Raw genomic sequence first — 13,638 nt, 5'->3', positions numbered from 1 at the left:
CTCGCGGAGCATCATTAGCTCACCCATGCCAGCGGTGGCCCTGGCACATATCCGTCAGATAAGGACTCGCACTGTGACTGCCTAGACCGTCGTCGACGACCTCGCGGACAGCATCTCTTCTGCTTGCGAAGGCGAGGGATTATCCTTCCGCAATGGCGTCGAGCGTCTCGGGCAAGGTCGCATTCGTTACGGGCGGGGCGTCCGGCATCGGCGCCGCGTTGTCCACCACATTAGTCGACGACGGCGCTGAGGTCTGGATCGCCGATCGTCAGATCGGCGCGGCGCAGGAGCTGGCGCAACGCCTCAACAGTGGTGGCGCAAAGGTGCGTGCGATCGAGCTCGATGTGCGCAACTACCCATCGTTTGAGCGCGCCGTCGCCGAGGTGGTGCAGCAATCCGGGCGGATCGACTATCTGTTCAACAACGCGGGCATCGGGGTTAGCGGTGAAGTCAACTCCTACACGCTCGATGACTGGAACGATGTCTTCGACGTGAACCTGCGCGGTGTGGTCCACGGTATCCAGGCGGTCTATCCGATCATGATCGGGCAGCACTCCGGCCACATTGTGAACACAGCCTCGATGGCCGGTCTCGTCGCCACTCCGGGTCTGGGGAGCTACACCGCCACCAAACACGCCGTCGTCGGAATCTCGAAGGCGCTGCGGGTGGAAGCCGAGCGCCACGGCGTGCAGGTGTCGGTGTTTTGTCCGGGCGTGATCCGGACCCCGCTGATGACAGGCGGCAAGTACGGGCGGTTCAACGGCGTCAGCGACGAGGAACTCGTCAAATTTGGGGAGCGGTTGCGGCCAATGGCACCCGAAAAGTTCGCCGAGCGCGCCCTTCATGCCGTGTTGCGTGGAGACGCGATCATTGTGGTGCCGGCATGGTGGAAGGCATGGTGGTATCTGGAGCGGCTGTCGCCAGCGTTGTCGATGCGATTGGCAAAGGTATCGCTCAAGCGCCTACGCGAAATGGAGTCCGCTGCCTCCTGATCCGCGCTGCGTGTCTTTGTGGTCAGGCGCACCGGTTCCAATGTCTCGTGGGGCGGTCCGGGTGGGTAATCCTGCCGCCGGGCATGCAGCAACACGTCTCGACTAGCCACGTTTCGCCAAGTTCGGAGGTAATTGTTTGGTGGCGATGTCAGCTGAGGACCCTCCCCCGCATCTCTAGAAAAGCCGGCTGTCCGGTGACGGCCCCGGCACCGATCGGACCAGGCCCGCGCCGGTGACCAGCGGCAGATCCAACGCTGAGAGCAGACCAGGCCGCGCTTCGCACACCGCCGGGATGGCGTTGACCATCCGGGATGCGCCCGCCATCCGCGCACCGAGGTCATGGTCGTGGTCGTCGGCCATCTCGAACTCGCACCGCATGCTCGGCGAACCCTCGATCTCGACGCGGTAGACGCCGCGGCCGGACGCCAACCCGAATCCGAGATCCTTCGGCTCGATGGAAATATGCGGCTGCGGCCACTTCGGAGCGATGTCGTCTCGCATGCGAGTGACGTGGTCGACGACGAATGTTGGTGCGCCATCTACGTATCCGGTCAGGGTGGACCGCATCGCGGCGATCGTACCCGCGGCGATGTGGCCGGTCGGGGTGTCGAAGGATTCCTCGGCAGCGACCCGTTCGACGTTCTCGTCGATGGTGTCGATCTTCACCCCCAGGCCGGCGGCGAGCTGGTGCAGCACGGGGCCCCAGCCGAAGGTGAACACCCCGGGTGTGGCCGCGAACGGAGTCTCCTCCGGCGGCTTGCCGAATCCGAGGATCTCGTAGACCGCATCCTTGTCCGGATAGGTAGCGTAGTTGAACATCTCGGTCATCCGGACGGACTCGATAACTCGCGAGACCCCGGTAAGCACCAGCGGCAGAACATCGTTGGCGAATCCAGAGTCGATCCCGGTGGTGAAGAACGACACCCCACCGGCGACTGCGGCCTCGCGCAGCGGTTCGGTGAAGGCCGCGTCGACGGCGTCCGGGAAGACCAGCGGCACCACCGAGCACGACACCACGTTCTTACCGGCCCGCAGGATTGACACCATGTCGGCGATCGCATCCGCCGGCCGTAGGTTGGCCGCCGCGGCATAGACCACCACATCGGCGTCACCGGCCAGCGTTGCCGCGGGGTCCTTGGTCGCTGTGACGCCCACCGGGGCGATACCGCACAACTCGCCCGCGTCGCGACCGGCCTTGGCGTCGCTATGCACGACGAGGTCGACCAGTTGCAGCTGTGGGTGGTCGATCACCCCGCGCAGGGCGATCACCCCCATCGAACCCGGACCCCACACGCCGACCTTGTACATCGTGCTCCTAATATTAGGAATAGATTTATTAGATTTCGGACGGATGGTAGGAACGCAGCAATGGGTTCGTCAACCGTGCCAGCCCCCGGGGCCGGACCGGCTAAGTCGCCACCCACCGGCCGCGTAATGGATGTGCTTGGGGCACTGTCGGATTCACCGGACGGTCGGACATCGGCCGAACTGGCCAAAATCTGCGATATCAGCACCTCGACCTGTGCCCTGGTGCTGGCCGAACTCGAGCGGCGCACCTGGGTGACCCGGCACGACGATCGCCGTTACACCTTGGGCACCGGATTGTTCGGGCTGGTGCATGGGCTGCGAGCGCAATTCCCGCTGCTGGACCGTGGCCGTGATGCACTCACTTTCCTGCACACCACGCTGGGCGCGGGCTGCTCCATGTCCAAGATCGGCCGGGCACACCTGATCACCGTCGACGCGGTCGGCCACGGCACCGACGGTGGCCACGCCGTCGGCCAGCGCTTCCCCATCGGACCTCCGTTCGGCTTGGTCGCGATGGCCTGGCGCGACGACGAAGCGGTCGACGCCTGGCTGCGGCGGGTCACGCCGCGGCTCACCGGTGCCGAGATCACCGGGCATCGGCGGGTGCTCGCCGAGATACGCGACCGCGGCTACGGGGCCTGGCGGTTCGACGCCGCGCACACCTCTCTGCACGACCGACTCACCGCGGTGCTGGCATCGTTGGAGCCGACCGCGCAGGTGACTCGAGAGCTCAGCACTCTGATGACGATGGTGACCCTGCAATCGGTCACGCACGTTCTCGAAACCAAGCTAACGTCAACGGAATTCGTCGTATTACCGATCTTCGGCCGCGGTGGACAGCCGGAATACCAGATCGAGATCCACTTGGGCGGCCGCGATGACCTGAGCCTTCCCGATCTCGACGCCGCCCTCAGGCGCGCCCAGACGCTGCTGCACCCTGGGGTAGCCTGACCCGGCATGGGACGCGTAGACGGAAAAGTTGCACTGATCAGTGGCGGCGCGCGCGGGATGGGCGCCTCGCATGCGCGGGCGTTGGTCGCCGGCGGGGCCAAGGTCGTCGCGGGAGATATCCTCGACGACGAAGGCGAAGCGGTGGCAAAGGAATTGGGGGATGCGGCGCGATTCGTCCACCTCGACGTGACGCAGCCCGATCAGTGGAAGGCAGCCGTCGACCTGGCGCTGAGCGAGTTCGGCACGCTCAACGTACTGATCAACAACGCCGGCATCGTCAACGGCAATACCCTGCAAAACTTCCCGCTGGCCGACTGGCAGAAGATCATCGACGTCAACCTGACCGGGACGTTTCTGGGCATGCAGGCCGCCGTCGAACCGATGATCGCGGCCGGCGGCGGTTCGATCATCAACATTTCCTCCGTCGAGGGCCTGCGCGGCAGCCCGTGGCTCTACGGCTACGTCGCATCGAAGTTCGGGGTGCGCGGCCTCGCCAAGGCCGCGGCGTTGGAGTTGGCACCGCACCACATCCGGGTCAACTCGATCCACCCCGGGCTGATCCGCACCCCGATGACGGAGGGCGTGCCCGAAGACTTCCTGCAGATCCCGTTGGGCCGCGGCGCCGACCCCGGCGAGGTTTCCGCCTGTGTCGTTTACCTGGCCTCCGACGAGTCTTCGTACTCCACCGGCGGCGAGTTCGTTGTCGACGGCGGGTTGACTATCGGGCTACCGCACAAGACGTCGTAGGCGAGGTCGGTGCGACCCTTCATGTTGGCGTCGTTGGTATTTGGTCGCGCTCGCGGATTAGGGCGTCGCGCTCACGTTTGCCCCGCTGCCCTGGAGTCAACCCCTGGATCCCAGCCGCCCGTACCGCCCGTCGGTGAATTAACGCAAGCTGGCGCCGGCATCTAAGCGCAAGTCATTTCCGGTGTAGTAGCTCGACTCATCAGAACACAGCCACAGCACGGCATTCGCGACATCTTCGGGCTCGAGCAGTTGAACCGGGATTGCGTGGGCGCTCATATTGACCTCTTCGGGTTGCGCCCGAGCGAAGTAGTTCGACACCATATCGTTGGTAACCATGGGTGTGTTCACGCCAGTGGGATGCAAGGTATTGACCCGGATCCGGTGCACAGCAAGAAAACTCGCGTAGTTACGGGACAGGTTGCACAGCGCGGCCTTCGCGGCCGCGTAACCCAACATCCCATAGGTATGTCTGCCCTCGGTCCGCATCATCGGCTGCAACGCGGCCATCGACCCGGTGATGACGATGGACCCACCATCACCTTGATCCACCAACTGGGGGTAGGTGGTTTCGAGTGTGTGCAAAACGCCCGTCAGCAGCACGTCGAGACACAACTGCCAGATCGCGACGGTGTTGGACGCGGCGCCAAAAATCGGCATCACACCGGCGTTCGCGATGACGAAGTCGAGTCGGCCGAATTCGGCGAGCCCGTCCTCGTGCACTGCTCTTAGCGCCGACGCATCACGCACATCAGCAATGCCGGTGACGATCCGGCCACCGAGAGCCTCGACCAGCTTGGCTGTCTCGGCAAGGTCTGCCGGGACGCTCATCGGATACTCGACGCCGTCTATCTGCGCGCAGATGTCGACGGCCACAATGTCGCAGCCCGCTTGAGCCAGACGAAGCGCATGCGCGCGCCCCTGGCCACGAGCTGCGCCAGTCACAAAGGCGACTTTGCCGTCCAATTCCCCTGGCATACCAATCCTTATCTGCCCGACGTCAAATCGTGTTGGCTGTTTGGTGCGAAACCCTGAGGTCAAGGAGAGTCATCACGACGGCGAACCAATGTCGCTGTCTGGCGCACCAATGCCAAGTCTTCGATATGATATCGTACACTGTCCGGACGGAGATTTGTGTGGCAGCCCCAAAGTTCGACATCGTCGCGACAACACGGGGTCCATGTCACCAAGTGGCAGCCCCAAACGACGCATCGGATCGGATATCGTAGGCGAGTATGACCCATGTATATCCGCGGCGTGTGCGACATCGTTCGATGGCGGATCAGGTCGCGGCTGAACTTCGGCGGATGGTTCTAAGCGGGGCTTTTGACGAGAACGAGCGCTTGACCCAAGACAAGCTGGCCAAGATGCTCGGAGTCAGCACGATGCCGGTGCGAGAGGCATTGCTGCGCTTGACCGCAGAGGGATTGGTCGTCACAACGGCGAACCGGTCATTCGTCGTCGCGAGTAACCGCACTGACGACATCCGCGACACGTACTGGGCGTTCGGTCAGATCGCCGGTGAACTCGCCTACCGGGCATGCCGCGCGCACGGTGCGGACCTCGTCAAACCGTTGTCCGACCTACACGCGGCCCACAAGGCCAGCATCGACGACGCCGACGCACGATTCCGGGCCAATTGGCAGTTCCATCGGACAATCAACCTCTCGGCCGGTTCGCCTCGGCTGCTTCAGCTAGTCCGTTCCACGATGCGGTTCTTCCCTGATCTGCTCGCACTGCCGGGTTCGGTTGAGTTGGCGGAGCGCTGGCAGCGCGATCTCATCAGGGCATTCAAAACGGGCGACGCCGAAAAGGCCCGAACGATCTCACACACCTATGCCCGCAAATCAGGCGAGTTGTTCGTCGTTGACCGCGAGACGAATCCGAAGCGCGCCCTGTCCGCGTTGCGGGAGCCGTTCGCTTAAGCTCACGATCGACGCCACACCGCGCCGCCGCGGGTCATTGCCCGCAATTGGTCCTTGCGAACTTTGTTGGTCGCCGTCTTAGGCAGCGCGGAGCTGAATTCGATGTAGCGCGGCAGCATGTAGGACGGCACCCGGTCGGCAAGGAATGCGGTCAGCTCCTCGCCCGACAGTGACATGTGCGACCGACGCACCACGACCGCTTTGATGTCCTCGTCGCCGAATATTTCGTGTTCGGCCAGATCCGACGGCACCCCGACGCACGCGCACTCAGCGACCGCGGGGTGGGTCAGGATCTCGCGTTCCAATTCGAAGGACGACAGGTTGTGGCCGCGGTGACGAATGGAGTCCTTGAGGCGGTCGACGAACGAGTAGTTGCCCGCCGCATCGGCCCGGAACACATCACCGGTATGAAACCAGCCGCTGCGCCATTTCTCGTTCATGGCCTCCGGCATGCCAAGGTAGACATCGGACATCAACTGCGGCCGGTTCGGTTTGACGATCAGCTCACCGGGGGCGCCCACTGCGCAGGGCGCGCCGTCCGAATCCACCAGCATGACCTCGAGGTCGGGTATCGGCCTGCCCGCAGTCGTGTAGTCGACAGGGTCGTCGGTCGACAGGACGGGTCCGGTTTCGGACTGGCCGTACATGGTGTTGATGCGGACGCCGAAGCGTCGTTCGAGTTCACGATACTCACGGACCAGCGGCACGATGGTCAAGTACAGAAGCGGGTTGTCGCTGTCCTCCGGCACCGGTATTCGCTGGGCGATGAGCGGAGCGACCACCAGCAGCAGTGAATGCGTGCAGCCGTAGTCGCGGATATCGCTCCAGAAGCGCTCGACGCTGAACTTCTGCCGGACGACAAGGCGCATGTCGCGTTGGACACTTACCGCCAGCGCGGTCAAACCCAAACCGTGGAACGGTGGCCACGGACTGTAGTAGGCCCCGGTGGGATTGCGATGTCCGATGTCGTTCGGAAAGAGCCACTTTCCTGATCGTTCATCGATGGCCCAGTTGCGTAACACGCATTTCGACGCCCCACTCGTCCCCGAGGTGAAGATGCCGCACTCGATATCGTCACCGGTTACCGGCGCCCATGGTCTCGGCGCTGCAGCGGCCAGGAGTTCGCTGGCCCGGTGCACGTTAACCGGAAGCTCGCTGCTCTGTTCGGTTCCGGGCAGTATGACCACGTGCACGAGGTCGGTCAGACGTCCCGCGACGCGCGCGAGGTGATCCACGTTATCGGCTTCAATGACGATGATCTTGGCCCTGATCATCTGCATTGCTGCGACGAGGAGTTGGCCCCTGAGTTCGGGATTGAGCGGGACGTGGATTGCGCGCAACCAGCCTGCGCCCAGCCATGGCGCAAAAGCGGCGGGTGCCTTGGCCATCGAGGCCACCGTGTCGCCTCGTCGGAGGCCAAGCGACTCGAAGAGGCTAGCCCACCGTAGGACGGCGTCGTTGAACTCGCCGTACGTCATCGATTCGCGGCCCACGTGCTGCAGCAGAGTGTGGTCGGGACTGTGCTCGGCGCGGTGCGCAATGATGTTGGCGGTGAGGTTCAGATCGATTGCGTTACTAGGCAACTGCCCACCTTCGGGTCGGTCTCATGATCTAAAGGCGCCGCACGGGTGGCTAGGCGAGGGAACCACCAACCGACACGTTCCATCGCGGGTTGTCGAAAGTCAAATGCCCCCCGACGAGTTGTTTATCGCGTCAGAACGTGATCACGGCACGCCCCGGCTGGACACCCAGTTCGGTGAAGGCGCGCTCAAGGTCATCGAGACGGTAGCGCCGGGTGACCAGCTTGTCGAGGGCCAGTCGGCCCGAGCGGTACAAGTCGAGAATGCGCGGAATGTCGACGTGCGGACGGATGCTGCCGTTGGTGCTGCCGGTGAGCACGCGCTCGTCGATCAGACTGTAGAGCGGGATCGACACCATCGCCGACGCGTCGGCCACGCCGATGACCACCGCACGGCCACCTTTGCGCAGCGAATTGAACGCATCCGCCACGGTGCCGGCCGTACCAACGGCGTCGATGGCGACGTCGACCCCCCGGCCGGTCCGGGCTTGGGTCTGTGCCACCAAGTCGGTGGTGTCATCGACCACCACCACGTCGGTGGCGCCCAGGTCCCGCGCCAGCTCGAGCGCCGCGGCGCTCTTGTCCGCGACGATGATCCGGCCAGCACCGCACGTCACAGAACCCAGAACGGCAGCAAGTCCCACCCCGCCCGCGCCGATGACGAGCACGCTCTCGCCGACGGCGGCGGCGGCCCGGTTGACCACGGCGCCAAAGCCGGTGGTCACGCCGCACGCTGTCAGACATGCGATATCGAAGGGAACATCGTCAGGGATTTTGACGGCAGCCCACCGATCGACGACCGCGTACTCGGCGAACGATGACTGCAGGATGAAGTGGTTGATGATTTCCGCACCCTTGTGCAGGCGCTGCTGCCCACGCGCCAACTTGCCGTCAAGCATGTGTGGCGAGCCACGTTCGCACAGCGCGAAAGCGCCGAGCTGGCACTGCGGACAGGTCCCGCAGCCCGGTGTGATCGTCATGACGACGTGATCACCGACTGCCAGGTCGTGCACGCCGTCGCCGACGGCGTCAATGACACCGGCACCCTCGTGCCCCAACACGATCGGCAACGGCGCGGGCACCATGCCGCGATAGACCGACAGATCCGAGCGACATACCCCGACTGCGCGCACCTTGACCCGGACTTCACCCTGCCCGGGTTGCGGCAGATCGAGATCCTCGAGGCTGATCGAGCCGACTTCGCGCAGGACTGCAGCACGCATGTGGGGACCCTCTCTAACCGTTGCGGCCGACCGCTAGGTGCGCGGCAACAACACGGATTGGAGTTCGACGTAGGCTTGCACGCTCTCCGGGCCCATTTCGCGCCCGAGTCCGCTGGATTTGACACCGCCGAACGGTGCGCATATCTGACAGCCGAATCCATTGATCGCCATCGTTCCGGTATTGACGCGAGCCGAGATCCGCAATGCCCGCTCGACGTCGTCTGTCCAGATGGACCCGGCCAGCCCGTAGTCGGTGTCGTTGCTGAGAGCAATGGCTTCGTCGTCGGTGTCGTAGGGAAGGATCGAGATAACCGGCCCGAAGATTTCCTCCCGCACGATCTTCATGTCCGGATGAACCTGGTCGAATACCGTCGGCTGGATGTACCACCCGGTCGGCTGGTCCGGCGGCCGGCCGCCACCCGTGAGCAGCCGGGCGCCGGCATCGAGGCCGGCCTGAATGTAGCCCTCGACACGATCGCGCTGTCGTTCGGCGACCAGCGGCCCGATCCTCGTCTCTGGATCGAACGGATCGCCGACCTTCAAACTGCTTGCCATCGCGACGAAGGCCTCGGTGAACTCGACAACCCTGCTGCGATGAACGAGTACTCGTGAATCCAGCGAGCAGACCTGACCGCTGTTGATGAAACAGTTCACCGCCAGTCCGGCCAGAGTCTTGTCGAGGTCGGCGTCCTCCAGGACGATGGCGGCCGACTTTCCCCCGAGCTCCAGCGTCGCCGGCCGAAGCCGGCCGCCGGATAGTTGCGCGACGCGCCGACCCGCCGCCCCAGAGCCGGTGAACGATATCTTGTCGACATCGTCGTGCATGACGAGGTATTCACCGGTTTCGCGGCCACCGGCGACGATGTTGAGCACGCCCGGCGGGACGCCGGCCGCGATGGCGGCCTCGGCGAGGACGTAGAGATCCAGTGGGGCCTCAGGTGCGGGTTTGAGAACCGTGGCACAGCCCGCCACCATCGCCGGGCCGATCTTCAACATGCTCAGGTAGTTGGGCCCGTTCCAAGGGACGATGGCACCGACCACACCGATGGGCTTTCGCCGCACAACGCTGACAATGCCGCCGCGGGCATCGCGTCGTTCTTCCTGCTCGTAGGTGGAGGCGACCTCTGAGTAGTACTCCAAAGCAGCGATCGAGGGATCCACCATCACCTCACGCACCTGCGAAATGGGACAGCCCATCTCGAGCACTTGTGCGGTCGCGACGTCTTCGGCGCGCTTGGCATACTCCGTGGCCAGGTGGGCAAGCACGGCTGCCCGTTCGTGAGGGGTACTGTGCCCCCAGTCACCGGCCATCGCGGTGCGCGCGGCGGCGATGGCGCCGTCCAGGTCGGCCGGGCCGGCATCGGGTACGAGCCCAACGACCTTCTCCGAATGCGGCGAGATCACTTCGATGACGTTGTCGCTGACCGGGTCGACCCATTCACCGCCGATGTAAAACTTGTCCCGCTCGATCATGTGTCAGACCTCGGCGTCATGCCCCAACTGAAGGTGCCATCGCGGGGACCGGAAATGCCGGCTCGAAGCTGTGAACGTGCATCGCGTTGCCACACAGGACTTTCCACTGCTCTTCGTTGGTCAGTCCGGCCACCTGCTCGAGCGCTGACGATAATGAGTTCGGCCAGGTCGAATCGGTGTGCGGGTAATCCATCTCGATCATCACGTTCTCGATGGCATCGATGTCTTGGATGGCCTTCATGCCCACGTAGTCGCTGAAGAAACAGGCGAAGATCTGGTCCTTGAAGATCTGGGTCGGTGAACGCTCGTCCATGAACAGCTCAACCTCACGCTCTTTCAGCTCGCGCGACGCGGTCGCGTCGCTCATGCTGCCCGAGTATGTCAGCCGGCGGTTCCAGTCACCCTGGACCCGCAGCACGTACTCCGCGCGCTCGAGGGTGGGAGCGACCCAGCCGATCTGTGACTCCGACATGCAGATCTTCAGACCGGGGAACCGGCCGAGGTTGCCGCTGAAGATCCAATCCAGGGTGGTCGAGATCGGCAGGATGAAGCTGTTGGCCGCCAGGGACACCAGATACGGTGCGTCATCGGCGGTCTGGGCCATGGTCGAGGAAGACCCGTAGTGCATGCACAGCGGCAATCCGGTTTCTTGCAGCACGGACCAGAGTGGGTCCCAATGACCGTCGAGGGCATGAATCGAGGGCAGGTGTTTGCCTTTGTATTTCAACTTCGCCGGGTTCTCACTGAAAATGATTCCCTTGGCGCCCTTGTCGGCGCAGCGCAGAACTTCTTTGACCGACTCCTCGACATCCCAAAACGGGACCAACGTGCCCGGAATGAACCTCCCCGGGGCGGTGCCGCACCACTCGTCGAGCATCCAGTCGTTCCAGGCCTTCAGGCAGAGCAGCCCCAAATCGATGTCGTTGCCCTCCATGAACGTCTGTCCTGCGAAGCGGGGGAAGCTCGGGAAGTTGAGCGAGGCGATCACCCCGGCCTCGTCCATGTCTTCAAGGCGGGCATTGGGCTCGTAGCAGCCGGGGCGCATATCCGCGAAAGACAGTGCATGCGGCGAGATCTCATCCGATTTCTTTCCGGCTACCGCTGACAGGCCCGACATCGGAAACTTCTTACCTTCGTACTGCCAGAACTCGTCGCCGTTCTCGTACATGACCTTGGGTCCTGCGTCCCGATACTTCGCCGGTAACCGGTCATGCCAGACATGGGGCGGCTCCAAGACGTGATCATCGACCGAGATCATCCAGTCCAGGCGGTACTGTCCGTCGGCATCCCTGTAGCTCGCAGTCATAGCGCTGTCCATCCATCCTTGTGTTCCGGGCCGCCGCGGCGGACAGCCGGCGTAGTTATGCCCTCGGTCTCTGAGTGTTTCATTCGATATTATATCGGTTAATATAATATCGCACCAGTCTGAAGCCGAGCGCTGCCAAAGGCAGAGCGGCTAGCTTCCCCCAGGGATGATCGAGCGCATCCATTTCGCGTAGTCACCCATGTCGACCGGCACGTAGTAGTCGGCAAGATCGCAGATGTCGTCAAGGTGAGCCAGCACCGCATCGGGGTCGAGCTCACCGCCGGCGACGTAGCCTCTGGTAACCCCGATGAAGATCTCACCGACCCGGCCGGCGCCCACGGCGAACAACCTTCCCGACACCGGACACGACTCGTGCATCAGCCAGAGCGCGCCCGCGGCGACCAGCCGGGCCGGAGCATTCGCTGCGACCCAGTCGACAGTGGCGGAGGCAGGCGGGGCGCCCGGGCGGCTGTTGGCAATCGAGCGGTTCAACGGCACTAACCGCGTGCTCGCCGTCGGAGATATCGCGTTGGCCTTGATATTCACCAGTGCACCTCGCACGGCCAACGCTTTGGTCAGTCCGATCAGGGCTGCCTTGGCCGTCGCGTAGGGCTGCTTGGGGTTGGGGCCGGGTCCGCTGCCGTCGCCGTAGAGTCCGGCAGCCGAGGTCGTGAGCACGATTCTGCCCGTGCCCTGATCGACCATGCTGTCCCAGACGCCGTCGGTCAGCCACTGCGCGGCACCGACGTGGACCTTCATGATGTCGTCAAAGGCGCCGAGATTGCGGCCAGCGTTGTGCACGAGCACGTCGATGCGGCCGCACTTTTCGAGTGTCAGGTCGATGAGGTCGCGACATCCGTCCTGAGTCGCTACCGAGTCGGTACTGATGACGGCGCGCCCACCCGCACGGGAGATCTCGCCAACCACTTCGCGAGCGGGATCCTCCGAGGCGTCCTCGCCGCGGACGTCGACACCGATGTCGTTCACCACGACGGTGGCTCCCCGCGCGGCAAGCAACAGGGCGTGGGACCGGCCAATGCCGCGACCCGCGCCCGTCACTACCGCCACACGACCTTCAAAACCGAGTCGCGACATAGGATGATAATATCATTCGATATCAAATAAGATATCGGAACTGTCAGACGAGCGCGCTCTCCGACACGACTAGCACCCCAGGAGCACCCAATGAGTTCTGACGTCGCGACCGCCGGCAGTGCCTGGATCGACTGGATCGGCGCCGGACTGAAGGAGAACTGCTATGTCGTCAACGGGGTACGCACCCGAGTGTTGGAGGCGGGCGAGGGACCCGTAGTGCTGCTGCTGCACGGGACCGGCGGTCACGCCGAGACCTACCAGCGCAACATCGCCGATCTTGCGCAGGACTACCGCGTGCTGGTCCCCGACATGCTTGGCCACGGTTTCACCGACCGTCCCGATGTCGACTATTCGCTGGACGACTTCGCCGATCACCTCTTCGGCCTCCTCGACACCCTGAATATCGCCTCGGTCAACCTCTCAGGGGAATCCCTCGGCGGCTGCGTTGCCGCCTGGATGGCCTTGCGCAGTCCGTCGCGAGTGGAGCGGTTGATGCTCAACACCGGGATCCTGGACCGGCCGGACGAGAAAGGCCTGGTTCAGCTCGCCGACCTCGAAAAGCGTACGGAGCTGCTTCGGTCCGACCTCAGTCTGCGGGCCGTCCGGCGCCGGTTGGAGTGGCTGGTGCTTGACCCGGCATCGATGACCGAGGAAATGGTGCATCTTCGCCATCGCATCTACTCTCAGCCGGGCATGATCGACAGCGTCGTCCGGATCATGGGCGCGGTACTGGCGATGAATCGAGGCCCCTACCACGGCGTCGACTACCTCGACCGACGGCTGCTTGCTGACCTTTCGATGCCGACCCAGGTGTTGTGGACAGACCACAACCCCGGCAAGCCGCTATCGGTGATCAAACCCGCCATCGACCTCATTCCCGACGTTGAGTTTCATCTGGTTCAGAACGCCGCGCACTGGCCGCAGTTCGAACAACCCGAGGTTGTCAACGGTTATCTGCGAAAGTTCCTCGCGTCGGCTCGATGATGACGACCGGATTCATCGGTCTGGGCGGTATGGGCGCCGCTGGCGGACCGATTGCTCG

At 63.7% G+C, this 13,638-nt stretch carries 12 protein-coding genes; 5 read left to right on the top strand and 7 right to left on the bottom strand.

The genetic code is table 11. The features are described from left to right. The first annotated feature begins 152 nt into the window (after positions 1–152). The gene (locus tag VNW74_RS29895; RefSeq protein ID WP_325683656.1) at positions 153–992 is read left to right on the top strand and encodes an SDR family oxidoreductase; all 840 of its coding nucleotides are present in this window, start codon (positions 153–155) and stop codon (positions 990–992) included. Between the two features lie 174 nt (positions 993–1,166). On the opposite strand, the gene VNW74_RS29890 is transcribed toward VNW74_RS29895, so the two are convergent. Then, positions 1,167–2,300 carry a dihydrodipicolinate reductase gene (locus VNW74_RS29890; protein ID WP_325683654.1) on the bottom strand — a complete coding sequence of 378 codons (1,134 nt, stop codon included), beginning with the start codon at positions 2,298–2,300 and terminating at the stop codon, positions 1,167–1,169. 126 nt (positions 2,301–2,426) lie between these two features. Here VNW74_RS29890 and VNW74_RS29885 point away from each other — a divergent pair, with 126 nt between their 5' ends. Together VNW74_RS29885 and VNW74_RS29880 are read left to right on the top strand one after the other, a co-directional pair. Next, positions 2,427–3,251: a MarR family transcriptional regulator gene (locus VNW74_RS29885; protein WP_325683664.1), complete on the top strand. Its 825-nt coding sequence runs from the start codon at positions 2,427–2,429 to the stop codon at positions 3,249–3,251. A 6-nt stretch (positions 3,252–3,257) separates the two neighbouring features. Then, positions 3,258–3,998: a glucose 1-dehydrogenase gene (locus VNW74_RS29880; RefSeq protein WP_325683652.1), complete on the top strand. Its 741-nt coding sequence runs from the start codon at positions 3,258–3,260 to the stop codon at positions 3,996–3,998. Positions 3,999–4,136: 138 nt separating this feature from the next. Here VNW74_RS29880 and VNW74_RS29875 read toward each other — a convergent pair whose 3' ends face one another. Next, positions 4,137–4,973 carry a mycofactocin-coupled SDR family oxidoreductase gene (locus tag VNW74_RS29875; protein WP_325683650.1) on the bottom strand — a complete coding sequence of 279 codons (837 nt, stop codon included), beginning with the start codon at positions 4,971–4,973 and terminating at the stop codon, positions 4,137–4,139. Between the two features lie 296 nt (positions 4,974–5,269). Between VNW74_RS29875 and VNW74_RS29870 the strand changes: the two genes are divergently transcribed. Further along, positions 5,270–5,920 carry a GntR family transcriptional regulator gene (locus tag VNW74_RS29870; RefSeq protein ID WP_325683648.1) on the top strand — a complete coding sequence of 217 codons (651 nt, stop codon included), beginning with the start codon at positions 5,270–5,272 and terminating at the stop codon, positions 5,918–5,920. Positions 5,921–5,922: 2 nt separating this feature from the next. Here VNW74_RS29870 and VNW74_RS29865 read toward each other — a convergent pair whose 3' ends face one another. The 5 genes from VNW74_RS29865 to VNW74_RS29845 form a co-directional block, all read right to left on the bottom strand. Continuing rightward, positions 5,923–7,503, bottom strand: a complete 1,581-nt coding sequence (locus VNW74_RS29865) for an AMP-binding protein (protein WP_325683646.1) — start codon at positions 7,501–7,503, stop codon at positions 5,923–5,925. A 130-nt stretch (positions 7,504–7,633) separates the two neighbouring features. After that, complete coding sequence (locus tag VNW74_RS29860) at positions 7,634–8,722, bottom strand: alcohol dehydrogenase catalytic domain-containing protein (RefSeq protein ID WP_325683644.1); 1,089 nt, start codon at positions 8,720–8,722, stop codon at positions 7,634–7,636. A 33-nt stretch (positions 8,723–8,755) separates the two neighbouring features. Continuing rightward, positions 8,756–10,195, bottom strand: a complete 1,440-nt coding sequence (locus tag VNW74_RS29855) for an aldehyde dehydrogenase (protein ID WP_325683642.1) — start codon at positions 10,193–10,195, stop codon at positions 8,756–8,758. A 16-nt stretch (positions 10,196–10,211) separates the two neighbouring features. Continuing rightward, positions 10,212–11,501, bottom strand: coding sequence for an amidohydrolase family protein (locus VNW74_RS29850; RefSeq protein ID WP_325683640.1), 1,290 nt, complete (start codon positions 11,499–11,501; stop codon positions 10,212–10,214). Between the two features lie 150 nt (positions 11,502–11,651). After that, complete coding sequence (locus tag VNW74_RS29845) at positions 11,652–12,596, bottom strand: SDR family NAD(P)-dependent oxidoreductase (protein ID WP_325683638.1); 945 nt, start codon at positions 12,594–12,596, stop codon at positions 11,652–11,654. A gap of 90 nt (positions 12,597–12,686) precedes the next feature. On the opposite strand from VNW74_RS29845, the gene VNW74_RS29840 reads away from it, so the two are divergent. Further along, on the top strand, positions 12,687–13,580 hold the full coding sequence (locus VNW74_RS29840) for an alpha/beta fold hydrolase (RefSeq protein WP_325683636.1): 894 nt from the start codon (positions 12,687–12,689) through the stop codon (positions 13,578–13,580). Positions 13,581–13,638 lie beyond the last annotated feature (58 nt).

Origin of the sequence: Mycobacterium sp., from assembly GCF_035570115.1 — a bacterium.
Taxonomy (GTDB): Bacteria; Actinomycetota; Actinomycetes; order Mycobacteriales; family Mycobacteriaceae; genus Mycobacterium.
The sequence above is the reverse complement of the archived record's forward strand: the minus strand, read 5'-3'. Positions and strand labels throughout refer to the sequence as shown.